This window comes from Micromonospora echinospora (assembly GCF_014203425.1).
Classification (GTDB): domain Bacteria; phylum Actinomycetota; class Actinomycetes; order Mycobacteriales; family Micromonosporaceae; genus Micromonospora; species Micromonospora echinospora_A.
On sequence record NZ_JACHJC010000001.1, the window covers coordinates 4,484,484 to 4,508,496 of the forward strand.

Sequence of the window (24,013 nt, forward strand, 5' to 3'; positions counted from 1 at the left end):
CCGCCCGGCGGAGAAGAAGGCCGTCAGTCGGCGCAGAGGTGGTCGAAGGCGAAGCCGCCGTCGAAGGAGTCCCGCCGGGCCGCGAGCGCGCGCACACGCCGGCGAAGCTCCTCCCGGTCCACCAGTGACGACGCGACCGCGTCGAGATCCCGCAGCCGCTCCCCCAGCGCCAGCGCGGCCAGGTCCTCGGCGAGCCGGCCCGGGTCCACGCCGCAGGAGAACCCCCGCGACGTCAGCCGGACCCGCTCCAGCAGGCAGCGGCCGGGCCGCACCTCGACCCAGCCCCAGCCCTCCGCCGGGCCGTCGGTCCAGCGCACGTGCAGCCCGCGCACGATCGGGTCGGCGAGCCGGCCGGCCACGTACGCCTCGACCGCCTCGACCCGCGCGAGCGCCCCGAGGTCGTTCACCGGTCCACGCCGGCCGTCGGGCAGCCGGCCGATGATGTCGCGGAAGCCGACCGCGTCCCCGGCGTCCGGGTCGATGCCCTCGGCGTAGGCCCGCGCGTCGAGCACGTACTCCGCGAAGCGGCGGACGTGATCGGCGCCGTCGAGCGTCGGCGACTCGATCCGCAGCAGCGGCAGGCCGACAGCGGCGGACACCGCGTCGGTCAGCCGTTCCTCCCGGCGGGCGGGCGACCCGTCGGACGCGGGCGCGGTGAACCGCACCGCGAAGCGCGGCAGGCCGGTGTCGGCGGCGCTGACCACCAGGTCCAGCGGCGCCCGTCCGGCCGTGCTCCACTGGTTGCCGGTGACCCCCGGCGGGCGGCCCTGCACCAGCTCGCCGAGCCGCCGGCCCGCGTACCCGACGTGCCCGCAGCGGGTCAGGCACGGCGTCGTGCCGGACGGGATCGGCCGCAGCCAGGAGGCGGTCACGCTGCCGGTGCTCGTCATCTCGCCCCGCTCCCCCCGTCGTCCGGTCGACGCCCGAGTGTAGGGCGTCGGGCGACCGCCTCGGCGGTGCGGTGGAGCACGTCGGGCCCGCCGACCGGTGCGCGGCCGCCTCCCTCCCTCTAGGCTCTGCCCGTGCACAGCGGACGGACCCCGGAACAGTTCACCAAACGCAGTCTCGTCGCCGTCTCCCATGCCATCGAGCGGGCCGCGCTCGCCGAGGCCGAGGACGGCCCGCTGGTCGTGTTCGCGCTGTTCCAGCGGCTGCCGTACTTCGACCGGGAGCGCGAGGTCTACCGGCGCGTCGCCGGCCGCGCCGCGGCGACGGTGGTGGCGATGGTCGGCGGGCCGCCGCCCGACCTGCCCGAACGCACGTACGGCGTGACGCTCGACGAGACGGAGGAACTGGCCCGCGAGTGGAGCGTGGTGGTGCTGAGCCCTCGCTTCGGCGCCACCCTCGTGGCCCACGACCGCGGCGACGTGGCGCCCGCGCCGACGCTGGAGTCCGGCCGGCTCTTCGACGGCCGGTGGGGATTCCGCCGGGACGAGGCGCTGCACGAGGCCATCCGGCTGCGCGAACAACTCGCCGAGCGGCTGCCCGCCGAGGCGCGCACCGCACTGGACGAGGCGATCGCCCGGGTGCGGGACATCCCGGCCGGACCGGGCGAGCCGCGCGCCGAGGCGGCGCTGCGGCTGCTGGCCCGCCGTGCCGACCGGAATACGCGGCCGGACACGCCGACCGAGGCGATCCTCGACGAGCCCGGCCTGCGCCTGTGGGCCGGCATGGACGGGGTGACGGCCTCCGGCACGCTGCCGGTGGCACTGGTCGGCCTGCGGGTGGACGAGCCGCCCGGCTCGCCGGAACGATTCCTCCGGCGCGGCGCCGCCCGCGAGGGGCACGCCGTGCTCACCGCGATCACCGCCGTGCTGCGGCCGGTCGACCGTGCGCTGCGCGTCGCCGACAACGAGTACCAGCTCCTGCTGCCCGGACTGGACGAGCCGGCCGCGCTGGAGGTGGTACGCCGCCTGCACGACGCGATCGGCGCGCTGGCCCGGTCGTACCCCTTCCTCGCGTACACGATGCACGCCGCGGTCGGGGTGACCACCCGGCGGCCGCTGCCCACTGCGGACCTACGGGCCGCTGTCGACTGGGCGGCGCGCAAGGGCCTGCCGGTGGCGGGCCTGCCGCCGGAGACGGCCGACGCCGCTCCGGCTCGCTGACCTGCGGTACGAGGAGGAGACGCCGTGCGGGTCGTGTCGCTGGTGCCGTCGCTGACCGAGGCGGTGGCGGCCACCCGCCCGGAGGTGCTGGTCGGGGCGACCGACTGGTGCACCCATCCGGCCGGGCTGGACGTCGCCCGGGTCGGCGGGACGAAGTATCCGGACCTGGACCGGGTGCTCGCCCTGGAGCCGGACCTGGTGCTGCTCAACGAGGAGGAGAACCGGCTGGCCGACGCCGAGGCGCTGCGCGGGGCCGGGGTGCCGGTCCAGGTGACCTTCCCGCGTACCGTGCCGGAGGCTCTCGACCAGCTCGGCGAGCTGGTCGTCACGCTCGGCGCGCCGGCCGAGCCGCCGTGGCTGACGGCGGCCCGCCGCGCCTGGGCGGCCGTGCCGGCCCCGGAGCGCGTCCGCACCGCCGTGGTGCCGGTGTGGCGACGCCCGTGGGTGGTGCTGGGCCGGGACACGTTCGCCGGGGACGTGCTGGCCCGGCTCGGCGTGGTCAACGGCTGGGCCGGGGACGCGGAACGCTATCCCCGGCCCGGTCTCGACGAGCTGCGCGCCCGCTCGCCGGAGCTGGTGGTGCTGCCCGACGAGCCGTACCGGTTCACCGCCGACGACGGGCCGGAGGCGTTCCCGGGGGTGCCGGCGGCGCTGGTGTCCGGCCGGCACCTCACCTGGTACGGCCCGTCGCTGGCCGAGGCGCCGGCGCTCCTCGCCGCCCAGCTCGCCGGCGCCACCGGATGACGGCGCCGCCCGGCGCGCTCAGGCGACCGGCGTGGCGTGCACCGGGTCCAGCTCCATCAGCGTGGTGTCGTCCAGGTCGTACCCGATCGCGTTGTGCACGGCGACCACGCCCGCTACCTGCCCGGCCAGGCGGCCGGCGAGCTCGACGGCGCTGCGCCGGTCCAGCCGTCCGTCCATGGTGACCTCGCCGCCGCGCACCTGCACCGTGACCAGTCCGTCGCGTACCGACAGCACCCGGCGCAGCACCTCGTGCACCACCTCCTCGCGGATCTCCGCGTCGGTGCGCAGGTGCACCCGGAGCAGGTCACCGCGGGTGACGATGCCGGACAGCCGGCCCAGGTCGTCCAGCACCGGCACCCGCTTGACCGCCTCGCGGTCCATCAGCCGGGCCGTCGCGGCGAGCGAGGCGCGTTCGTGGGTGGTGACCGGCGGGGCGGTCATGAGGTCCCCGGCCACCAGCGCGTCGGCCTTCTCCCGCGCGGTACGGCGCCGCCGCCCCTCGAACACCCGGCGCTCGTCCGGGTGACCGGCCCGCTCCACCTTGTGCAGCAGGTCCGCCTCGGAGATCACGCCGAGCACCCGGTGGAACGAGTCGACCACCGGCACCCCGCTGATCCGCTTGCGCACCAGCACGTCGACGATCTCGCGGTACGGGGTCTGCTCCGTCACCGCCGCGACGTCCCTGGTCATCACGTCGGCCACCTGCCACGTCCTCATCACGACCTCCTCGTGCCGGCCCTTCACCTACGACCGTAAGCGGCCACGAACGCCCTGGTCAGGGGCGGCGGACCGGTGGGGACGGGCCGACCGGACCGGGTACGGACGGGACCAATGACCCGGTCACCAGGGCACCGGTCGGCCCTGCTCCGCGACGCCGCGCGGCGGTGGAATGAATGTGCCACCGGAAAGCGCGGTGCGAGGCACAGGAAGGGACGTGGAGACCATGACCGCGACAATCGAGCGGACCCCCGCCGTCACCACCGCACCGGCGGCCGAGATCGAGACCACCCGGCAGAAGGCCACCCGGTACGTGTGGGCCGGTCTGCGGCTCGCGCTGGGCTGGGTGTTCCTCTGGGCCTTCCTCGACAAGATGTTCGGCCTCGGCCACGAGACCCCGGCGAAGAACGCCTGGATCAACGGCGGCAGCCCGACCAAGGGCTTCCTGGGCAACGCGGTGGAGGGCCCCTTCGCCGGCTTCTACCAGGGCCTGGCCGGCGCGGCCTGGGCGGACTGGCTGTTCATGCTCGGCCTGCTCGGCATCGGTGTCGCGCTGATGCTCGGCATCGGCATCCGGCTCGCCGCCGTCGCCGGCGGACTGCTCCTGATCCTGATGTGGACGGCCGTGCTGCCCCCGGCGAACAACCCCTTCATGGACGACCACCTCATCTACGCGGGTCTGCTGGCCGGTCTGGCCCTGGTGGGCGCCGGCAACACCCTCGGCCTCGGCCGGGTCTGGGCGAAGCTCCCCCTGGTCCAGCGGCTCCCCTGGCTGAAGTGACCAGCTCGCCCCGGAGCGGGCGTCGCCGAGAGGCGACGCCCGCTTCTTCGTGTCCCCGCCACGCCGGTGTGCGGGGACCGGCGCGTATCGGCCGGTCGCGATCCGGCAGGATCGACGGTGACCACACCGTCAGCACCCGAGGAGACCGTTCATGGACAAGCCCCAGGTCGGCCCGATCGAGGGCGCGCCGCCCGCCGATCTGGTCGTCGAGGACATCACCGTCGGCGACGGCCCGGAGGCCCGCCCGGGCCAACTGGTGAGCGTGCACTACGTGGGCGTGGCCCACTCGAACGGCCGCGAGTTCGACGCCTCGTGGAACCGGGGTGAGACGTTCGAGTTCCCGCTCGGCGGCGGCCAGGTCATCGCCGGCTGGGACCAGGGCGTCGTCGGCATGAAGGTCGGCGGCCGGCGCAAGCTCACCATCCCGCCGCACCTGGGCTACGGTGCCCGCGGCGCCGGCGGCGTCATCAAGCCGAACGAGACGCTCGTCTTCGTGGTGGACCTGCTCGGCGTTCGCTGAGCGTCAGCCGTTCACCGGGCCGTCGGCTACATGCCGGCGGCCCGGTCCGCGCTCAGGCCGGGTGCCCGCTCGGGCCGCCGCTCGCTCGCTCGCTCAGGCTGCGGCGCAGGTCACCAGCTCGCGGGAGCGGTCGGAGCGGCGCACGGGCAGGACCCGCTGCAGGCCGGTCACCCGCAGCACGCGGGCCACCACCGGGTCGGGATCGACGAGCACCAGCTCGCCGCCGCGGGCACGCACGCGCAGGTGGGTGGCGACGAGCGCGCGGACACCGGCGGCGGACAGCAGCCGCACACCGGACAGATCGACCCGCAGCACCGGCCGCGCCGGCGCCGCCCAGAGCGCGGCCCGGAACGCCGCCACGGTGGCGATGTCGATCTCGCCGACCGGACAGAGTTCGACCACGTGATCGTGCACGTCCATCGTCACGTGGAAGCGGTCGCCCGTGTGTCCCATGCGCTCGAACCTACCCGCGCCCACCGACATTTCCCGACGTCGCGGCGGGGGTTCCGGGTAGCGCCGGGGTACCGACCCCGAGCCGTCTCAGGGTCATCCCGCAGCTGCCGCGCCACGCCGCGCGGGGCGTGGCGAAACGCCGTCGGAGACTGCCGTCCGGGACGTCTCGGGGCCACAATGAGCCGATGGCCGTCCCGCGCCCACGCGCCCCACTGCTGATCCGGCCGGTCCGCGAGCCGGCGACCGTGCCGCCGCCGCTGACCGGCCCCTGGGCGCCCGAGGACACCCGGCTCGACCGGGCCGACCTGCTGCCGTTGCCGGCCGGCGGGCACGGGCCGGAGGACGTCGTCGTCGACGCCGACGGCCGGGTGGTCAGCGGCGACGAGGGCGGCCGGCTCTGGTGGTGGCCGGCCGACGCGCCGGCCGGCACCCGCCCCACGCTTCTCGCCGAGACCGGCGGGCGGCCGCTGGGCATCGAACGCGATCCGGCCGACGGCGGGCTGCTCGTCTGCGACGCGTACCGGGGACTGCTGCGGGTCGACCCCGCCGGCGTGGTGCACGAGCTGACCGGGACCGCCCCGCCGGTGCACCTGGCCGACAACGCCGCCGTCGCGAGCGACGGCACCGTCTACTTCACCGACTCCTCCGACCGGTTTCCGCTCTCGCACTGGAAGCGGGACCTGCTGGAGCACCGGCCCAACGGACGGGTGCTGGCCTACGACAGGCGCACCGGGCGCACCGACGTGGTGGCCGACGGGCTCTACTTCCCCAACGGGCTGGCGCTCACCCCGGACGAGTCGGCGCTGATGCTCGCCGAGACCGCCACCCACCGGCTGCTCCGGGTCGACCTGCCGGGCGGGCGGGCCACAGTGCTGACCGACCTGCCGGCATACCCGGACAACATCTCCGCGGTCGGTGACGGGACGTACTGGGTCGCGTTGCCCAGCCCTCGGCTGGCGGCGATGGAACGGCTGCTGCCGCATCCGCGCGTCCGCCAGCTCGTCGCGCTGCTGCCCGGGGCGGTGCAGCCGCGGCCGCGCCGCTACGGGCTGGTCGCGCTGGTCGACGGCGCGGGGCGGGTGCTGCGGACGCTGCACGGCCCCAGCGGGGCGTACCCGATGGTCACCGGCGTGCGACAGCACGGCCGCCGGCTCTGGCTGGGCAGCCTGACCGCGACCGGGGTGGCCCGCGTCGACCTGGACTGAGCACGGCACGGGGCCGGCCGCGCGACGCGGGCCGGCCCCGGGGCCGTTCCTCCCCTGGTTCAGCCGCCGCTGTTGCTCCGCGACGGGGCCGGGGCCGGGGCCGGTGACGACCCGCCGGCCACCGCGCCCGGGTGCGGCGTGGCGCTCTGCGTGGGCTTCAGCCCCGCCGGTACGGGCAGCGCGCTGCCCTTGGCGAACTCGTCCCAGCTGACGTTCCAGGCGGTGAAGCCGTTGCCCTGGTCGAGTTTCACCTCGGTGCCCCGCACTGTGACCAGGTCACCGACCTGCGTGACGCCCATCAGCCAGTCCGCGGCGGTGGCCGAGACGTTCGTGCAGCCGTGCGAGACGTTTGTGCTCCCCTGGTCCCCCTCCGACCAGGGCGCCGAGTGGATGAACTCGCCGCCCCAGGTCAGCCGCTGCGCGTCGTCCACGTCGACCACGTAGCCGCCGTTGGGCTCGCCCCGGGTGTCGAACGTGGTGTGCTCGTGCTTCTCCATGATCACCATGGTGCCGCTGGACGTCGGCGTGCTCGCCTTGCCGAGACTGACCGGGATCTTCTTGAGCACCTTGCCGTCCTGGTAGACGGTCATCTGCTTGGTCTCGTTGTCGATGTCGAGCGTCATCTGCCGGCCGACCTTGGCGGTGGCGACGCGGTCCGAGTCGCCGATCGTCTCCTTGCCGATGGGCAGCCCCTGCAGCGCGCTACGGACACTGATCTTCGTGCCCGGCTTCCAGCGGTCGGGCGCCCGGTACTCCGCCTGCTTGCCGTCGGCCACCCACGACCAGGTGCCCGGCTGCGGCGGATCGGTCTTCACGAACAACCGGCGCTGGACGTCCGCGCGCGCCTCCTTCGGAATCGGCGGGTCGAATCCGAGCACGACCGGCATTGCCGTCCCGTACGTCTGATTCGGCCGGAAATACAATTCGCTGGTGACGGCCGGTTTGGTGGACTTGGCCATCGTCGTGAACGTCGTCTTCTGCGTGGCGGTCTTTCCCGAATCGCCGGTGGCGGTCACCTCCGCCGTGTACGTCCGGGAATTGGCCAGCGGGCGGTCCGGCACCCAGCCGGAGCCGTCCTCGCGCGGCTGGGCCGGCACCTGGTTGCCCTTGTCGTCGGTGAGCTTCACCGCGGTCACCTTGCCGTTGCTGACCGTCGTGCCCACCTCCGCGCTGATCGGCACGCCCTTCGTGCGATCGGCGGGTGTCACGGTGACCGACGGCGGCGCCGCCTCGGCCTGTTTCCCCACCGACTTCGGGCCGGCGGTGCACGCGCCGACCGCCAGCGGCGCGGCTGCGACGGTCATCGCGAAAAGCGTCAGTCGGCGCCTCGCAAACATATTTCGCCCCCCATTTCCGAACCCTCTCGTCCACATTCTGTAGGCCCGGGATCACGCCGTGGCACCTTCGGCGGAATTGCTCGGAAAAGGCTGCGGAGAATCGTGCCGGACAGGTAATTCCCGTCCCGGCTTGCGCCCGACGCGCCCTCCGCCCGGTTCCCCACCCCTCACCCGCCTCTCGGCGCGCCCCCCACCCGTCGATCATGAAGTTGACGGCGAACGGCGTCCGTTTTGTCCCCGCCAACCTCATGATCGACGAACGAAGGGAGGCGTGAAGGGCCGGCCCGGGCGAGATCTCGGTACGAAACGGCCCTCATAGGGGCACTTTGCTACCAAGATCTCGACGAACCCCGCCCACGGCCCCGCAAGACGGGCAGCGCTGGACGTTCTCGCCCACGCCACCCGCACCGCTGCCGCGATCTTGCAGGACGGGCGCGGCCCCGGCCCTCCGTGAGGAGGGCCGGGGCCGGGAGCCGGGCCGGTCAGACGTTGGCGACCAGCAGGGCGGGCTGCTCGACGCAGTCGGCTACGTGACGGAGGAAGCCGCCGGCGACACCGCCGTCGCAGACGCGGTGGTCGAAGGTGAGGCTGATCTGGGTCACCTTGCGGACGGCGAGCTGCCCGTTGACCACCCACGGCTTGTCCACGATCCGGCCGACGCCGAGCAGCGCCGCCTCCGGGTGGTTGATGATCGGCGTCGAGCCGTCCACGCCGAACACGCCGTAGTTGTTGAGGGTGAACGTACCGCCGGTCAGCCGCGCCGGGGGCAGCGTGCCGGCCCGGGCCGCCGCCGTGGTCTCGGCAAGCGCGGCGGCGAGTTCCCGGGTGGTCAGCCGCTGCGCGTCGCGCAGCACCGGCACGACCAGGCCCCTGTCGGTCTGCGCGGCGATGCCCAGGTGCACGCCAGCGGACTGGATGATCCGCTGCCCCTCGGTGTCGACGTGCGCGTTGAGCTGCGGGAACTTCCGCAGGCCGCTGAGGCAGATCCGGGCCAGCAGGGCCAGGATGCTCACCGGCGTCTCCGGGGTGGCGGCGTTGATCGCGGCGCGCGTCTCCAGCAGGCCGGTGGCGTCCACGTCGACCCAGATGGTCACCTCGGGGATCTCCCGGCGGCTGCGGGAGAGCTTGTCGGCGATCACCTTGCGGATGCCGGTGAGCGGGATGACCGTGTCACCGTCGCCGGCCGGGGCGAGCCCGACGTGCGCGGCCGGAGCGTCCGGCACCGCGGCCAGCCGAGCTGCCGGGGCGGGAGCGGCCACGGCGGCGTCCAGGTCGGCCCGGCGGATCACGCCGCCCGGCCCGGTGCCGCGCAGCGACGCCAGGTCGATGCCGTGCTCCTTCGCCAGCCGCCGCACGATCGGCGAGATGACGAGCGGCGCTGCCGCCGGTCCGCCGGTCTGCGCCGGGTCGGCAGCACGGTCCGCCGAGGCGGGCGCGCCGGGCTCGGGGGCGAGCGCCAGCCGTGGGCGACGACGACGCCGGCCCGTGCCGCCGTGGCCGGTGCCGTAGCCGATCAGGACGTTGCCGGACCCGGCCCGCTCCTCCTCGCGATAGGTGGCGTGCGGGTCGGGGGCGTCGTCGAGCGGGGCGATGGTGATCAGCGGCTGGCCCACCGGGCGTACCTCACCGGCCGCGCCGTGCAGGGCCACGACCCGGCCGGCGTACGGGCACGGCACGTCGACAACGGCCTTGGCGGTCTCCACCTCAACCACGCTCTGGTCCACAGTCACCACGTCGCCGACGGCCACCCGCCACTCGACGATCTCCGCCTCGCTCAGTCCCTCGCCCAGGTCGGGAAGAAGGAAGTCGCGGGTCCCCACAGCCGTGGTCATGCCGTGCCGGCCGGGCATTGCCTCACGGCCCTCGCTCCGCTCGGTGCGTTCGCTCATGCCGCCACCCACCGGCTGTCGGGCTGGTCGTCCCACTGCAGGCGGGCCACGGCGTCCAGCACCCGGTCGACCGAGGGCAGGTGGGTGTGCTCCAGCATCGGCGCCGGGTACGGGATGTCCAGCCCGGACACCCGCAGCACCGGGGCGTGCAGCGCGTGGAAGCAGCGTTCCTGCACCCGGGCGGCGATCTCCGCGCCGACACCGGCGAAGCCCTGCGCCTCCTGGATCACCACGCACCGGCCGGTACGGCGTACCGAGGCGGTGACCGTGGCGTCGTCGAACGGCACGATGCTGCGGACGTCGACCACCTCCAGGTCCCAGCCCTCCTCGCGGGCGGCCTCGGCGGCGGCGAGCGCGACCGGCACCGCCGGGCCGTACGCGACAAGCGTGGCGTCGGTGCCGGGACGGCGCACCACGGCGCTGCCGATCGGCGCGGTACGGGCCGGCAGGTCCGCCTCGGCGCTGGTGAAGTAGAGCTTCTTGGGCTCCAGGAACACCACCGGGTCCGGGTCGTCGATGGCGGCTCGCAGCAGCGAGTACGCGTCGTCCACAGTGGCCGGGGTGACCACCTTCAGGCCGGGGGTGTGCGCGTAGTACGCCTCGGACGAGTCGCAGTGGTGCTCGACGCCGCCGATGCCACCGGCGTACGGCACCCGGATGACGATCGGCACGCTGAGCGCGCCTCGGGTGCGGTTGCGCAGCTTCGCCACGTGCGAGGCGATCTGCTCGAACGCCGGGTACGCGAACGCGTCGAACTGCATCTCCACGACCGGCCGCAGCCCGGACATGGCCAGGCCGACGGCGAAACCGACGATGCCGGCCTCGGCGAGCGGGGTGTCGAAGCAACGCTTGTCGCCGAAGCGGGCCTGCAGCCCGTCGGTGATCCGGAAGACGCCGCCGAGCTGGCCGACGTCCTCGCCGAAGACGACGACCCGCTCGTCGTCGAGCATCGCGTCGGCGAGCGCGGCGTTGAGGGCCTTCGCCATGGTCATGGTGGCCATCAGGCGTCCCCCTCCGCGTCGGCGGCCAGCTCGGCCCGGACCATCTCGCGCTGCTCGACCAGTTGCGGCGTCGGCTCGGCGTACACGTGGTCGAACAGGCTCAGCGGGTCGACAGTGGGCTGGGCGTCCATCCGGCGGCGCAGCGCGGCGGCGTACTCCTCGGCCTCCGCCGCGATCGCCGCGACGGCGGCGTCGTCCAGCACGCCCCGGGCCCGCAGGTACGCCTCGAGCCGGGCGATCGGGTCGCGGTCGCGCCACGCCTCGACCTCCTCGGCGTCGCGGTAGCGGGTCTGGTCGTCGGCGTTGGTGTGCGGCTCCATCCGGTAGGTGTGGGCCTCGATCAGGTAGGGGCCCCTGCCGGCGCGGGCGTGCGCGACGGCGCGCTCCAGCACCGCCAGCACGGCCACCGGGTCGTTGCCGTCGACCTGCTCGCTGGGTACGCCGTAGCCGACGCCCTTGTACGCGAGGCTCGGCGCGGCGGTCTGCCGGGACAGCGGCACGCTGATCGCGTACTTGTTGTTCTGCACGAGATAGACGACGGGGGCCTTGAACACGGCGGCGAAGTTGATGCCCTCGTGGAAGTCGCCCTCGCTGGTGGCGCCGTCGCCGATGAACGCCAGCGCCACTGTGTCGCGCCCCTGGTACGACTCGCCGTAGGCCAGTCCGGCGGCGTGCACGCACTGGGTGGCCAGCGGGGTGCACTGCGGCGCGGTGTGGGTGACGGCCGGGTCGTACCCGCAGTGCCAGTCGCCGCGCAGCAGCGTGAGCACCTCGACCGGGTCGATGCCGCGCGCGGTGAGCGCCATCGACTCGCGGTAGGTGGGGAACACCCAGTCGGTGTCGCGCAGCGCGAGCACGCCGCCGATCTGGCACGCCTCCTGGCCGCGCGCGGACGGGTAGACGGCGAGGCGGCCCTGCTTGGTCAGCGCGGTGGCCTGCACGTCGAAGCGGCGGCCGACGACCATCCGCCGGTACATCTCGCGCAGCGTGTCGGCCGGCGGCTCCGGGTAGTCGTCGCGGGCCGGCAGCGGGGTGCCGTCCGGGTTCAGCAGCCGGACGGGCTCGCGCTGCGGCATGAGGCCGGCCGACGGGTCGGGTGCGGCCGGGGTGGCCTTCCGGCGGGTACGCGGGGATGCCCTGCGGACCGCCTGGGGTGTGGTCGTCACGGCGGGGACCTCCTGGACGTGTGGTGGCCCTATGCTCCCGGTCGTGGATGATTGACTCAACATGCGGGATGAACGCGGGACGAATGGCACGGAAGGGCGGCTGAGGTGAGCCAGGAGACCGGCGCCACACCGGGCGCGGCGGGCGGAACGGGACGTTCGGCCGGGCCGCTGGACGAGGTGGACCGGCGGATCCTGCGCGAACTGGTCCGCGACGCCCGGACGTCCATCCGTACGCTCGCCGAACGGGTGCACGTCTCGCGCACAAACGCGTACGCCCGGGTCGAGCGGCTGCTGCGCGACGGGGTGCTGACCGGGTTCACCGCGCGGGTCGCGCCGGAGCCGGCCGGGCTGGGCACGTCGGCGTACATCGCGCTGACCATCGAGCAGAACACCTGGCGGGAGGTCTCCGCCGAGCTGGCCCAGGTGCGCTACATCGAGCACGCGGCGCTGCTCAGCGGCGAGCACGACGTCCTCGCGCTGGTCCGGGCGCCGGACAACGCGACGCTGCGGGACGTGGTGCTGGACCGGGTGCAGAGCATCGCCGGGGTGCTGTCGACCCGTACCTGGCTGGTGTTCGAGGAGTTCGACGGCACACAGAGCCCCTGGGACTGACCGGTCAGCGCTCCGGCGGCGGCTCCAGCCCTTCGGCGTCGGCCCGCTCCAGCAGGGGTTCCAGCGAGTACCGCCGCCCGTCCAGCCCGGCGTGCGGGTCGCCGCGCCCGGCGAACCGCGCGGGCATGCTGACCACGTCGAAGTCCTCCGGCCGGGCGTCGTCCAGCTCGGACCAGTCCAGCGGCGCCGAGACCAGCGCCGCGGGTGTCGGCCGGATCGAGTACGCGGAGGTCATCGTGTGGTCGCGGGCCATCTGGTTGTAGTCGACGAAGACCGGCCGGTCCCGCTGGTCGCGCCACCAGGTGGTGGTGACCAGGCCGGGCAGGCGGCGCTGCATCTCCAGGCCGAGCGCCAGTACCGCCCGCCGGCACTCACCGAAGCTCCAGCGCGGCTCGATCGAGACGTAGATGTGGATGCCGCGCCCGCCGGTGGTCTTCGGGAAGCCCTCCAGGCCCAGCTCGGCCAGGTACGCGCGTACCTCGTGCGCCACCGGCACCACCTGCGCGAAGTCGACGCCCGGCATCGGGTCGAGGTCGATGCGCAGCTGGTCGGGGCGTTCCACGTCGCCCTTGGACACCGGCCACGGGTGGAACCGCAGCGTGCCCAGGTTGGCCGCCCAGATCACCACCGCCAGCTCGCTCGGGGCCACCTCGTCGGCGGTACGGCCGCTGGGGAACGTGATGTGCGCGGTGCGCACCCAGTCGGGCGCGCCCGCCGGGAGCCGCTTCTGGTAGAACGCGTCGCCCTTGTTGGTCTGCCGGGTGGCCACCTTCGCGCCCTCGAACACGCCGCGCGGCCAGCGTTCCAGCATGGTCGGCCGGTCCCGCAGCGCACGCAGGATGCCGTCGCCGACGGACAGGAAGTAGCGGACCACGTCCAGCTTGGTCAGCCCGCGCTCCGGGAAGTAGGGCTTGTCGGGGCTGGAGACGCGGACCAGCCGCTCCCCCACCTGGATCTCCTGCGCCGCCGTGGTCGCCACCGTCACACCGTAGCGATCCTTCCCGGCCGCGGGGACCGGCTCACCGGGACTCCGCCGTCACCGACAACCGGATCCAGGCGTCCACCCAGGCCCGTACCGCCGGTTCGCCGGGGTCGGCGCCGAGTGCCAGGGCCAGGCCGGACAGGGCCGCGCCGCAACGGTCCAGGCCGACCCCGGCGAGCCCGGCCGCCGTCGCGCGCAGCCGGTCCGGGAAGCCGGCCGGCAGGTGCCGCAGGCCGGTGTGCGCGGCCTGCGCGAGCAGCGCCGACGCCGTACCCAGCGCCGCGGCGACCGGGTCGGGCCGGGCGTCGACCGCGCCGGCCAGCCGCCCGTCACCGGCGCCGGGCGCCAGATCGGGTACGACCACCGCGTCGGCGACCACCGCCAGCGGCTCGACGACGAGGCCGTCGGCGCCTCGGCGCACCGTGCCGCTGACGTAGCGCGGCGGCCCGTGGGTACCGTCGAGCGCCGCCGCGAGCGCGTCCAGCGCGCCTGGTGCGGCGGAGTGGTGGGTCGCGGTGACCGTCGCCGTGCCGCCGTCGGCCCCGGCCACCGTGGCGTCGAGGCGCTGCTCACCGGCCGCGTACCCGATGGCGCGCACCTCGCCCAGCGCGAGCACCCGCACCGACTCGGCGGCGGCGCGCGGGCGCAGCAGCCGGGGTGGTCGCGCCGCCAGCTCGGCGGCGAGCGCGTCCGGGTCGCGGGCCAGCAGGCCGGGCGGCAGCCCGGACCACTCTCCGGCGCCGGGGGTCACAGTGGTGCGGGCCAGCCGGCCGGCGGCGAACCGGAGCCGGTGCGCGGCGCTGCGCACCGCCGACTCGGAGACCACGTTGCCGGTGGCCAGCGCGCCGAGCGTGGCGCCGGTGACCCGCCGCCCGACCAGCTCGTGCCCGGTGGGTGCCCCGTCATCGGTGACCGGGTAGGTGCGCCGCAGCACCAGCACCGAGACGGCCGCCGGGTGGGCGAGCACCATGTCCACGGCTATCTCCCCGGCGCTCTCGCGGACCCGGGCGCCGAGACCGGTCAGCCGCAGCCGCCGCAGCGGTGTCTCGGCCGGCTCGTGCGCGCCGAGCACCCGCTCCGCCGGTGTCGCGCCCGCGTTGACCACCGCGCGCCGCCGCGCGGGCAGCTCGGCGAGCAGGTCGGCCAGGGTCTCCGGGCGGTACCGGGCGCCGCGAGCGGCGTACGCCTCCAGTTGCCCGGCCAGGTCGTCCACCGCCAGCAGCGGCCAGCGCAGCCCGGCCGCGTCGAGATCCCGCCGGACCGCCGCCAGCCGGGCGTCCGTGCCGGAGCCCAGGTGCGCGGCCCCGGTCAGCAGCACGTCGGCGGCCAGCGCCACCGCCGCGTCCAGCGCCGCCAGGTCCGTCACGGTGGCCGGCCCGCCGACGCGCACCTGGGCCTCGGGCCGGTCCGGGTGCTGCCGGTCGGCCGCCCGGCACGCCCACACGGCGAGCGCGATCGACTCGCCACCGTCGTCGGCCGCGTCGCCGCGCGCGTACCCGATCTGCCCCGGCACGAGGAATCGGACCGTGGCGGTGGGCAGCTCCACGCGCGGGACCGGATCGGCGGCGTCCGGCCGGTGGACCACGGCGGAGTAGCCGCGCCGCAGCCGTCGTCGAGCGGCGGCGAGCGCGGGCGCGCCGATCGCGACGGCCAGTTCCTCGTCGGTGACGTCGCCCGGCGACCACCGCGATGGCTCGCCACCGGCCGCGGCGTCCTCCCGGCCGGGCTCAGCTCCACGGTCCTGCGACGCGCCGGGGCCCGGAGCGGCCTGCCCGCCTGGGCCGGCGCGCCGGCCCGGCACGGCCTTCCCGTCCAGCGCGGATTCCCGGTCCGGTGCGGCCTTCCGGTCGAGGGCGGCGTCCTGGCCCGGCGCGGCGTCGTGGCCCGGCGCGGCGTCGTGGCCCGGCGCGGCGTCCTGGCCCGGCGCGGCGTCCTGGCCCGGGGCGGCGTCCTGGCCCGGCGCGGCGTCCTGGCCCGGGGCGGCGTCCTGGCCCGGGGCGTCGGCGTGCGTGCGCTGGTAGGTGAGCACGACGGCGAGCAGGTGCCGGCACACGCCGGGCGCCGGGCAGGAGCAGCGGGCGGCCGCCAGGCCGCCGCCGGGCGGGAGCGTGACAGTCACCCCGTCCGGGTACGCGGCGCGCACCGCGCCGTCCGTGTCCTCGGTGAGCACCGGCCGCTCACCGGCGTCGACCTCTTTGGTGGCGCGTTTCACCAGGCCCCTGTTGCTCAGCGCGGCCAGCACGTCCGGGGTGAGCGCGATCAGGTCCTCGCGGGTCATGGCGGTCCCCCTACCGGCCCACGTGCTCGGCCACGAACGCGGCCAGCTCGCCCGGCGTCATAGCGCCGACCGCCGCGCCCACGTCCGCAAGCCGCTGGGCGGTGTTCCGGTCGTAAGCCGGGTCGGCCTCCTCGTCCAGCGCGGCCAGGGCCAGCACGTGCGTGCCCTGCTCCACGAGCTGCTGCACCGACCGGACCAGACGCCCGGCGTTCCCGCCCTCGTAGAAGTCGGACACCAGCGCGACGATCGCGCGGCGCGGGTTCTCCACGAGCTGCGCGCCGTACGCGACAGCGCGGGCGATGTCGGTGCCGCCGCCGAGCTGCACCTTCATCAGCAGCTCCACCGGGTCGTCCACGTCGGAGGTCAGGTCGACCACGTCGGTGTCGAAGGCGACCAGGTGGGTCCGTACGCCGGGCAGCCCCCACAGGCAGGCGGCGGTCACCGCGGCGTGGATCACCGAGCCGAGCATCGAGCCGGACTGGTCCACCAGCAGGATCACCTGCCAGCGGTCCAGGTGGCGGCGGGTACGGGAGAAGAAGTGCGGCTGCCGGACGTGCAGCCGGCGCTCCCCCGGCTGCCAGTGGGCCAGGTTCGCCCGGATGGTGCGCCGTACGTCGAAGTTGCGGGCCTGCCGGAACCGGCTGGGTCGTCGCGCCCGGGGACCGGAGAACGACTGCCGCACCTCCGCGGCCAGCCGCTCGACGAGTTGCCGCACCACCGCCTCGACAAGTTTCCGGGCCAGCCGCAGCACGTCCGGGTTCATCAGGTGCTTGGTGCGCAGTACGGCGCGCAGCAGCGCCGGGTTCGGCTCGACCCGGGCCAGCACCGCCGGGTCGGTGACGACGTCGTGGATGCCGTACCGCTCGACCGCGTCCCGCTCCAGCCGCTGCACCGTCTCCTTCGGGAACAGCCGGGTGATCCCGTCCAGCCAGTCCACAGTGGTCAGCATGGACGGGCCGGACCCGCCCCGCCGCACGTCGCGGCGGCCGAGTTCGGCGTCGCGCCCGTAGAGCCAGTCCAGTGCCGCGTCCCGGCCCGCCGCCTCGGCCGACAGGCCGCCCAGGCTGTCCTGCGCGGCGTCGCCGAGCACCAGCCGCCAGCGTTCCCGCATCGGGTCGCTCACCTCCCGTCCCCCTCCCACAGCCCCTCCCGGATCAGCACCGCGTCGACCCGCTCCTCCACCGCGCGGGCGGCGGCCACCAGCAGCGGGTCCGCGTCCAGCCGCAGCACGTCACCGGGCGGCGCGTCGCCGCCGCGCAGCGCCTGCACGTGCCGGGCCACCGCCGCCCGCTCACGCGGCGGGAACCAGCCGAACGCCTGCCGCAGCGCCGGCAACGCCACCAGGAAGTCGTGCGCGCCCATCCCGGCCAGCAGGTCGTCGACGACTGTGAGCAGCGCGGCGTCGCCGGCCACCACCTCCTCCCGGGCCAGCGCGAACAGCCCGGACAGCCAGTCGCCGAGCGTGTCCGGCGCGGCCACGGCCCGGACCGCCCGGGAGGCGTCCGGCACGTCCCCGAGCGACCAGGCCAGGCCCAGGGCCGCGCCGCGCAGGTCCGGCGGGGCCGCCGCGTCGGCCGCGACCCGCCCGGCCACCGCCAGCGCGCCGTCCCGGTCGAGCCCGAGCGCCGGGCCGGCATGGCGGATCGCGTCCCGGACCGCCACGAGCGCGACCAGCCGTCCCGGGTCGGCCGGCACGGCCGCCGCACGTACGCCCTCGACAAGCCAGAGCGCCCGGCGTACGGCGGCGGTGATCAGCGCGCCGAGCGGGGCCGTCCCGGCGCTGCCGAGGAGATGGTCGTGCCGCCACAGGGCCAGCGCAACGGCCAGCGCCCGGCCCAGCGCCCGCAGGTCGGTGACCGAACCGGTGGCGCGGGCGATCGCGGTGAGGGTCCGGGTGGAGTGCTCGGGCAGCCCGGCCGGCGCGGTGTCGAACAGCGTCGTGGCGAGCGCGTCCACGTCCGCGCCGAGCAGCGTCACCCGCTCCTCGACCCGGGCGGTGACCGCGTCGGAGACGGTCGGCCCGTACCCGCCGGCCTCGATCACCCGGGCGAGCCGGTCCGCCGACGGCGCGGGCGACCAGCGTTCGGTGAGCAGCGCGTCGGCGCCCACGCGCGGGCCGCGTTCGCGGACATGACCGGGTACGTCGAGCAGCCGCAGCCGGTGCAGCAGGCGGCTGCGGGCCAGGTCGCCGGCGTCGGTCAGGTCCAGCTCGACCGTCTCGTGCGGGTCGATCCGGTGCCGTGCCAGCTCGGCGTCGACGTCGTGCACGAGCGGCGGCAGCGGCGTGCCCGGGTGCAGGCGGCCCACCCGGTCACCGCTGAGCGCGGCCACCATCTCCACCACCACCGGGTGCGCGCCGGGCGCCAGGGTTCCCCGGGTCGCCCACGGCAGCGGCTGGTCGAGCGCGTCGGTGACCAGCGCGGACACCAGCCCGTCGAGCACGTCGACGCGGCCCGGGTGGGCGTGGCCGCGCAACCGGGCGAGACCACCGGCCATCGTCCGGGCGGCGATCAGATCGGCGGTGGAGACGGGCTGCCGCCGGGCGCGCAGCCGGGCCGCGACCGCCTCGGTGAGCGCCTCCGCGGCCCGGCGCGGACCGTCCTGCCAGACCCGCTGGTAGTACGCCGGGGACGGCATCCCGGACTGGTAGCCGACGAACGCGTCGAGCCGCCGGAACGAGTACGGCACGAGATAGCTGCCCGCCACCGCGTCGGGCGCCGGGGCGGGCACCTGCGGCCAGTCGTCGTCCTCCGGCCCGTCGTCCCCTGCCCCGGCGGTGAGCCGGACCAGGGCGGGACGGTGGAAACCACCGGTCACCACAAGCACCGGGCGGCCGGCGGCCCGGCGGCGGGCGGCGCGTACCCAGCGGGCCATGTACGCCTCCCGGGCGGTGTCGTCAGCCCCGGCCGCCGACTCGCCGCGCAGCACGTCGAAGTACGTGTCCAGGCGCTCGGCCAGCCCGTCGTCCGGGCCGATCTCGAACAGGTGGTCCCAGAGCGCGTCCACGTTGTCCACTGCCAGCGTGGCGCAGAGCCGCCGGACCGCCTCGGCGTACCGCTGGTCGGCGTCGGCGTACCGGTTGGCGCGGTCGCTCAGCGCGGGATGCCACGCGGGCAGGTCGATGAAGCGCAGCTGCGCGCCCACCTCCCGGCCTGCGGTCAGCGCCACCCACTCCGGCGAGTACGCGCAGAACGGGCTCCAGGAGGCGTGCCGCCGCGTGCCCTCGCGGTGCGCGGTGAACACGGCGATCGGCAGCTCGTGGTCGAGCAGCAGCTCGTCCATCCGCCCGTTCAGGTCCGCCGGACCCTCCACCAGCACGTACGCCGGGCGCAGGCGCGCCACAGTGGCAGCCACAAGCCGTGCGCAGGCCGGGCTGTGGTGCCGGACGCCGAGGAACGTGACGCCGCCGGGCGCCTCGACGGCGCTCACCCGGGCAGCAAATGCCGGGCGTCGTGCACCGCCCGCCACTGCGCGCCGGAGCGGCGGGACACCTGCTGCTCCAGGTAGCGCCGCAGCCGGGCCAGGTCCTCCGCGTCGTCCTTCGCGGCGGTGCCGGCCAGGCAGGCGACCAGGTCGGCGGCGTCGCCGGGCTCCCCGCGCAGGAACCAGCCGCGCAGCCCGACCGCGTGCGCCACCGAGACCGCCTCGGCGGTGCTCATCACCGCGGACAGCCGCTCCATCGCGTCGCCGCGTTCGGTGATCCCGGTCCGCAGCTCCCGGAACGTGGTGACCAGCACCTCCAGCAGGTCCCGCCGGGGCGGCGCGGTCACGCCGGAGCGGCGCAGCAACTCGCCCGCCTCGGCCTCGACCAGTTCCAGCTCGGTGCCGAGGTCGGGGATCGGGAACACGGTCTCGAAGTTGAACCGCCGCTTCAGCGCGGCGCTCATCTCGTTGACGCCCCGGTCCCGGGTGTTCGCGGTGGCGATCACGTTGAAGCCCTCGCGGGCGAACACCATGGCGTCGGCGCCCGGCAGCTCCGGAATGGCGAGCACCCGGTCCGACAGCGGGGAGAGCAGGCAGTCCTGCACCTCCAGCGGACAGCGGGTGATCTCCTCGAAGCGGACCACCCGCCCTTCGGCCATGCCGCGCAGCAGCGGCGCCGGCACCAGCGCGCGCGGCGACGGGCCGTCGGCGACCAGCAGCGCGTAGTTCCACGAGTAGCGGATCTGGTCCTCGGTGGTGGCCGCGCCGCCCTGGATGGTGAGCGTGGAGTCGCCGCTGACCGCGGCCGCGAGCAGCTCCGACAGCAGCGACTTGGCGGTGCCGGGCTCGCCGACGAGCATCAGCCCGCGGCTGGTCGCCAGCGCCACCAGCGCCCGGTCGATCAGCGACGGATCGCCGACGAACTTGCGCCGGATCGCGGCGGCCGGGTCGCCGAGGATGAACCGGCGCGCGGCGCGCAGGCTCAGCCGCCAGCCGGGCGGGCGCGGATCGCTGTCGTTCGCGGCCAGCGCGGCCAGCTCGTCGGCGTACCGCACCTCGGCCGGAGGCCGCTGCGCCCGCTCGGCGGCCGGGTCGAGCACGGTCACCGGGTCACCTCCGCCAGGTCGCGCAGCACCTCGGAGACGGTGACGTCGTCCAGGTCGCGGAGGCGGACCTTGCCGCCGCGCTGGAACCAGTCGCCGTACGGCACGTCGTTGACCCAGATCGCCTCGATCTTCTGGTCGGGGAACATGTCCACCAGGCCGACCGCGATGCCGGGGTCGAGGTCGATCACCACGGCCCGGCCGCCGGGGACCTCGCGTTCCAGCCAGCTCTGGATGCCGGCGTCCTGCGGGGCGCCGCGCCGCCAGCCCCGCCGTTCCAGGCTGAGCAGCCGCCCGGCCGGGACCGTAACGCCCATGTGCCGGTGCAGCAGCTTCTCCGTGCGCTCGGCCTCGTCCAGCCGGTGCACCTCGCGGCCGAGCTGCGGGAAGGGCTGGAGGATCTCGTAGTCGGCGAAGACCTCGGCCCAGGCCGGCACCGCCGCGCCGAGGTGCAACGGGTGCGCGATGGTCACCGTCGCGTCGTCCGGCAGCGTGTACGTCTCGTCGTCGACGTCGGCGAGCGTGCGGTCCTCGGCAACCCGGAACGCGGCGCCCACCGCGCCCGCGTCGTCCACTGTGACCCAGACCAGCCGGCGCACGACGTGCCACAGCAGCGGGTGGGACAGGAAGTAGCGGCGGAAGTCCGCGGCCGGCCAGCGCCGCCCGGTCACCATGGCCGTCTCGAATCGGCGGATCTGATCGGCGGCGAGCGTGCGCACGTCCTTCTTCAGGCCGGCGAAACGCTTGTGCGCGGCGGGCGCCAGCGTGGCGTCGTCCCTGGCGCCGGGCTTGGGCAGATCCTTGCGGCGAGCCCCCGCTCCGTCCACCACGTACGGCTTGAGCTGCTCGTCGAAGCCCACAGTGAACCGGCGCGGCCCGTAGTCGAGGATTAGGCTGCCGTCGGCGTCCAGCCCGAGGTCGGGCACCAGCCGGTCGCCGAGCTGCTCGGGCGTCAGGCCCAGCCCGTCGGCGACCTCAATGACCTTGCGCGCCGCCTGCTCACGCAGGCCCCGGAACTTCACCTTCTGCGAGATGCCGTACAGGTGCATCAGCGCCACGTCGGTGCCGATCTGCGCCAGCACCTCCAGGCCGGTCACCGCCCGCGTGTGCTGGCTCTCGCCCGGCCAGGCCCGGACCAGCGGCGCGAGCTGCCGCGCTGTCGAGTCGTCGCCGAGCAGGCCCAGCCCGGTGAACGCCCAGCCGTCCTTCGACGGCGCGCCGGCGCCCTGCCAGCACTCGAACAGCGCCCAGGCGAACTCCGCCAGGGAGTCGGTGTCGCACGCCGCGCGGACGATCTCCACCCCCGGGTACGGCTCGCCGGGCGAGGAGATGGCGAGCATCGTGCAGAGGTGGCGTACCGCGTCGGCGGGCAGCGCCGCCGAACGGTCCCGCAGCAGCACCTGCGGCAGCACCGCCGGGTCCAGCCACGCCGGCAGGCTCGGCATCCGGGCCGGGAGCTGGGCCAGCGGGTCGGCGTCGAGCATCACCGTGGCGGCGGCGAGCGCCTCCTCGCCGTGCTCCCGGGCCACGCCCAGGACCAGATCCCGGTGCTCCGCGGCGACCAGGCGCAGCGCCCGCTCGGCGGCGCGGCGGCGTGACCCGGGCGCGCCGAGGGCCGCGGGAAGCAGCGCCCGCGTGGCGAACTCCGGGTGCCGCCGCAGCCAGGCCCGGGCGACCGGGCGGACCGTCTTGAGCCGGTCGAGCCAGTCGGCCATCAGGTCGGCGACCTCGCCGTCGGCGTACGGCAGCAGGACCTCGCCGACGCTCTTCGGCGCGGTGCGGGCCAGGTGCAGCGCGGCGGGCAGCGCGTCCAGCTCGTACCGGCCGGCGAGGCGGAGCATCCACCCGTCGGCGCCCCAGGACTCGTCGGGCCGCCAGCCGGGCAGCAGCGGCCGGGCCAGTTCCTCGCCGGCCCGGACGAAGAAGTGGATCGCGGCGTAGGACCCGGCCCCGCCGGCGGCGACCTCGGCGGCGAGCACCGTCATGTCGTTGCCCCGCCAGTAGCCGGACCAGCCGGGCACGATCGCGGCCCACCGCTCCCGCTCCCCCGGCAGCCAGGCCGTCGTGGAACCGGCGGGCCGGTCCAGCCCGCTCAGCACCGGCGGAGCGGATCGCGTCCGGCGGACCGACCAGGGCGGCGTCACCAGCACCGGCGGCAGGCGGTCCGGTCCGGCGACCGGCAGCCCGGAGGCGCTGTCGCGGACCTGCTCGATCCGTTCCCGCTGCGCCGGGGTCAGCACCGGCAGCGCCGCCTCGACAGCGGCCGGGTTGGCCAGCACGTGGGCGCGCAGCAACGTGGCGGCCTCCCGCGCGGCCGGGCTGCGCCCCTCGGCGGCCGGGGAGAGCAGGCGCACGCCGCGCACCGGGAAGCGGCGCAGCATCTCCGTCACCGCGGGCGGGACGTACCTGCGGTCCAGCCGGTCGAGCAGCGCCGCCATCGGCTCGTCACCGGGCAGGGCCGCCAGCAGCGACACCAGCCGCTGCCGCGCGTCCCCGCCACTGTGCTCGTGGTCGAACCAGCCGATCAGCACCGGCGCGATCGGCGACCCGACCGCCGCGGTGGCGGTGACGATCGGCGCCATGTCGTACATCAGCCGGTAGACCGTCTGCTGCCCCTGAAGGGCGTGGACGGCGTCCACGTCGTCGACCGCGCAGAGCAGCAGCTCCGCGAGCAGCGGACCCCCCTCGCGCGCCACGTCGGCGACGTCCCGGGCCACCCACTCCCGCTCGGTCGGCAGCAGGAACGAGGTGACCGCCCGCGCCGGCAGCGGCCCGGACCGGTACGGGACCAGCGCGGCGCGGGCCGCGCCGTAGTCGGCGTCGCCGGCCGCCGCGAGGTGCGCGCGGACCCGGCGCAGCACCGACCGGCGCAGGCGCCAGTGGATGTAGTTGTGGGCGTTCGTCGCCTCGGTGCGGCTCAGTGGAAACGAGGGCACCGATCCGGCGGCCACGGTGATCTGCTCGGTCGCGGCGACCGCCGCGCCGGCCGGGCCGAGGTCGGCGACCAGCAGGTCGGCGAGGGCGTGCCCCTGCTGGTCGCGCATCCGATAGTCCAGCGCCGCGCCCACCGCCGCCACCAGCGCCGCCCCGCCCAGCGGACCGGGCCGACCGTCGAGGTAGCCACGCAGCGCCGGGCCCAGCTCCGGATCGACGGAGACCCGTGCGGTGGAGGCGGCCTGGCCGGCCAGCGACTCCAGCAGTTTCTGCCCGGCGGCGCGGCCTTTCGCGGCGGACGGCAGGGCCGGGGCGGGTGTGCCGTCCCGGCGCGGGATCAGCATCCGTCGCCAGCCGGCCGGGACCTCGAACGCGTCCTCGTCCGGCAGCTCACCGGCGGGCGACGGCGCCCCGGCCGGGTCACTACCGGCCGAACCAGCGCCGGCCGAACCAGCGCCGGCCGGATCGGCGCCGGCCGCTTCCGGGTCGTGGCCCGGCGCAGTCGGCTCGACGACGGGCGCTCCGGTGTGCCCGGCGGAAGGCGCGACTGTCGTCTCGGCGTACCCCTTGCGCAGTTTCTCCGCGATCAGCCGGTCGGCGTGCGCGGCGGCCTCGGCCGGCGAACCCAGCTCCTTGACCTGGGTGCGGCCCTGGGAGCCGATGGATCCATAGCGGACCGTCACCGTCGCGTCGCTCTGCCCGACCTCCCAGAACTTGGCCGAACCGCCGCCCACGAACTCGAATCTGCGCACACCGTCTC

General features: G+C 75.4%; 19 protein-coding genes. 6 read left to right on the plus strand and 13 right to left on the minus strand.

Annotation, left to right across the window (positions count from 1 at the left end; all coding sequences use genetic code 11):
* Positions 1-23: 23 nt before the first annotated feature.
* Positions 24-890 carry a PDDEXK family nuclease gene (locus tag FHU28_RS20905; protein WP_184686204.1) on the minus strand — a complete coding sequence of 289 codons (867 nt, stop codon included), beginning with the start codon at positions 888-890 and terminating at the stop codon, positions 24-26.
* Positions 891-1,022: 132 nt separating this feature from the next.
* Here FHU28_RS20905 and FHU28_RS20910 point away from each other — a divergent pair, with 132 nt between their 5' ends.
* The gene (locus FHU28_RS20910; RefSeq protein WP_184686205.1) at positions 1,023-2,108 is read left to right on the plus strand and encodes a DICT sensory domain-containing protein; all 1,086 of its coding nucleotides are present in this window, start codon (positions 1,023-1,025) and stop codon (positions 2,106-2,108) included.
* A 24-nt stretch (positions 2,109-2,132) separates the two neighbouring features.
* Complete coding sequence (locus FHU28_RS20915) at positions 2,133-2,852, plus strand: helical backbone metal receptor (RefSeq protein WP_184686206.1); 720 nt, start codon at positions 2,133-2,135, stop codon at positions 2,850-2,852.
* Positions 2,853-2,870: 18 nt separating this feature from the next.
* Here the strand turns inward: FHU28_RS20915 and FHU28_RS20920 are convergent, their stop codons facing one another.
* The gene (locus FHU28_RS20920) at positions 2,871-3,569 is read right to left on the minus strand and encodes a CBS domain-containing protein (RefSeq protein WP_116511387.1); all 699 of its coding nucleotides are present in this window, start codon (positions 3,567-3,569) and stop codon (positions 2,871-2,873) included.
* A gap of 217 nt (positions 3,570-3,786) precedes the next feature.
* On the opposite strand from FHU28_RS20920, the gene FHU28_RS20925 reads away from it, so the two are divergent.
* Both FHU28_RS20925 and FHU28_RS20930 read left to right on the plus strand, forming a co-directional pair.
* Positions 3,787-4,350 (plus strand): DoxX family membrane protein, encoded by a 564-nt coding sequence (locus FHU28_RS20925; protein ID WP_184686207.1) that lies wholly within the window; start codon positions 3,787-3,789, stop codon positions 4,348-4,350.
* A 151-nt stretch (positions 4,351-4,501) separates the two neighbouring features.
* Positions 4,502-4,870 (plus strand): FKBP-type peptidyl-prolyl cis-trans isomerase, encoded by a 369-nt coding sequence (locus FHU28_RS20930; protein WP_030499930.1) that lies wholly within the window; start codon positions 4,502-4,504, stop codon positions 4,868-4,870.
* A 93-nt stretch (positions 4,871-4,963) separates the two neighbouring features.
* Here the strand turns inward: FHU28_RS20930 and FHU28_RS20935 are convergent, their stop codons facing one another.
* Entirely contained in the window at positions 4,964-5,323 is a 360-nt protein-coding gene (locus FHU28_RS20935; protein ID WP_073828479.1) for an anti-sigma factor antagonist, read from the minus strand.
* Positions 5,324-5,508: 185 nt separating this feature from the next.
* Between FHU28_RS20935 and FHU28_RS20940 the strand changes: the two genes are divergently transcribed.
* Positions 5,509-6,528: an SMP-30/gluconolactonase/LRE family protein gene (locus FHU28_RS20940; RefSeq protein WP_184686208.1), complete on the plus strand. Its 1,020-nt coding sequence runs from the start codon at positions 5,509-5,511 to the stop codon at positions 6,526-6,528.
* Positions 6,529-6,587: 59 nt separating this feature from the next.
* Here the strand turns inward: FHU28_RS20940 and FHU28_RS20945 are convergent, their stop codons facing one another.
* From FHU28_RS20945 to pdhA, 4 genes are all read right to left on the minus strand, one after another.
* A complete protein-coding gene (locus FHU28_RS20945) occupies positions 6,588-7,865 on the minus strand; it encodes a L,D-transpeptidase (RefSeq protein ID WP_184686209.1) in 1,278 nt (425 codons plus the stop codon).
* Between the two features lie 482 nt (positions 7,866-8,347).
* Entirely contained in the window at positions 8,348-9,697 is a 1,350-nt protein-coding gene (locus FHU28_RS20950; RefSeq protein ID WP_184689759.1) for a dihydrolipoamide acetyltransferase family protein, read from the minus strand.
* A 53-nt stretch (positions 9,698-9,750) separates the two neighbouring features.
* The gene (locus tag FHU28_RS20955; RefSeq protein ID WP_184686210.1) at positions 9,751-10,755 is read right to left on the minus strand and encodes an alpha-ketoacid dehydrogenase subunit beta; all 1,005 of its coding nucleotides are present in this window, start codon (positions 10,753-10,755) and stop codon (positions 9,751-9,753) included.
* On the minus strand, positions 10,755-11,954 hold the full coding sequence (pdhA, locus tag FHU28_RS20960; RefSeq protein WP_184689761.1) for a pyruvate dehydrogenase (acetyl-transferring) E1 component subunit alpha: 1,200 nt from the start codon (positions 11,952-11,954) through the stop codon (positions 10,755-10,757). Before pdhA ends, FHU28_RS20955 begins: the two co-directional genes overlap by 1 nt.
* Before the next feature lie 72 nt (positions 11,955-12,026).
* Between pdhA and FHU28_RS20965 the strand changes: the two genes are divergently transcribed.
* On the plus strand, positions 12,027-12,533 hold the full coding sequence (locus tag FHU28_RS20965) for an Lrp/AsnC family transcriptional regulator (RefSeq protein WP_073828474.1): 507 nt from the start codon (positions 12,027-12,029) through the stop codon (positions 12,531-12,533).
* Positions 12,534-12,537: 4 nt separating this feature from the next.
* Here FHU28_RS20965 and FHU28_RS20970 read toward each other — a convergent pair whose 3' ends face one another.
* The 6 genes from FHU28_RS20970 to FHU28_RS20995 are packed head-to-tail and all read right to left on the minus strand — an operon-like array spanning position 12,538 to position 24,005.
* Positions 12,538-13,518 (minus strand): DNA polymerase domain-containing protein, encoded by a 981-nt coding sequence (locus FHU28_RS20970; RefSeq protein ID WP_184686211.1) that lies wholly within the window; start codon positions 13,516-13,518, stop codon positions 12,538-12,540.
* A gap of 34 nt (positions 13,519-13,552) precedes the next feature.
* A complete protein-coding gene (locus FHU28_RS20975; RefSeq protein ID WP_184686212.1) occupies positions 13,553-15,793 on the minus strand; it encodes an SWIM zinc finger family protein in 2,241 nt (746 codons plus the stop codon).
* A 10-nt stretch (positions 15,794-15,803) separates the two neighbouring features.
* Positions 15,804-16,916, minus strand: coding sequence for a VWA domain-containing protein (locus FHU28_RS20980; RefSeq protein WP_184686213.1), 1,113 nt, complete (start codon positions 16,914-16,916; stop codon positions 15,804-15,806).
* Positions 16,913-19,222, minus strand: a complete 2,310-nt coding sequence (locus tag FHU28_RS20985) for a DUF5682 family protein (RefSeq protein ID WP_184686214.1) — start codon at positions 19,220-19,222, stop codon at positions 16,913-16,915. The genes FHU28_RS20980 and FHU28_RS20985 overlap by 4 nt, the downstream gene beginning before the upstream one ends.
* Positions 19,219-20,322 (minus strand): ATP-binding protein, encoded by a 1,104-nt coding sequence (locus FHU28_RS20990; protein WP_184686215.1) that lies wholly within the window; start codon positions 20,320-20,322, stop codon positions 19,219-19,221. The genes FHU28_RS20985 and FHU28_RS20990 overlap by 4 nt, the downstream gene beginning before the upstream one ends.
* Positions 20,319-24,005, minus strand: a complete 3,687-nt coding sequence (locus FHU28_RS20995) for a DUF4132 domain-containing protein (RefSeq protein ID WP_184686216.1) — start codon at positions 24,003-24,005, stop codon at positions 20,319-20,321. The genes FHU28_RS20990 and FHU28_RS20995 overlap by 4 nt, the downstream gene beginning before the upstream one ends.
* Positions 24,006-24,013 lie beyond the last annotated feature (8 nt).

Bases quoted from the DNA above. Each gene is read 5' to 3' on its own strand.
- FHU28_RS20945 (WP_184686209.1), bottom strand. From the start codon at position 7,865: ATGTTTGCGAGGCGCCGACTGACGCTTTTCGCGATGACCGTCGCAGCC.
- FHU28_RS20940 (WP_184686208.1), top strand. From the start codon at position 5,509: ATGGCCGTCCCGCGCCCACGCGCCCCACTGCTGATCCGGCCGGTCCGC.
- FHU28_RS20920 (WP_116511387.1), bottom strand. From the start codon at position 3,569: ATGAGGACGTGGCAGGTGGCCGACGTGATGACCAGGGACGTCGCGGCG.
- FHU28_RS20955 (WP_184686210.1), bottom strand. From the start codon at position 10,755: ATGGCCACCATGACCATGGCGAAGGCCCTCAACGCCGCGCTCGCCGAC.
- FHU28_RS20950 (WP_184689759.1), bottom strand. From the start codon at position 9,697: ATGACCACGGCTGTGGGGACCCGCGACTTCCTTCTTCCCGACCTGGGC.
- FHU28_RS20905 (WP_184686204.1), bottom strand. From the start codon at position 890: ATGACGAGCACCGGCAGCGTGACCGCCTCCTGGCTGCGGCCGATCCCG.
- FHU28_RS20935 (WP_073828479.1), bottom strand. From the start codon at position 5,323: ATGGGACACACGGGCGACCGCTTCCACGTGACGATGGACGTGCACGAT.
- FHU28_RS20975 (WP_184686212.1), bottom strand. From the start codon at position 15,793: ATGACCCGCGAGGACCTGATCGCGCTCACCCCGGACGTGCTGGCCGCG.
- FHU28_RS20930 (WP_030499930.1), top strand. From the start codon at position 4,502: ATGGACAAGCCCCAGGTCGGCCCGATCGAGGGCGCGCCGCCCGCCGAT.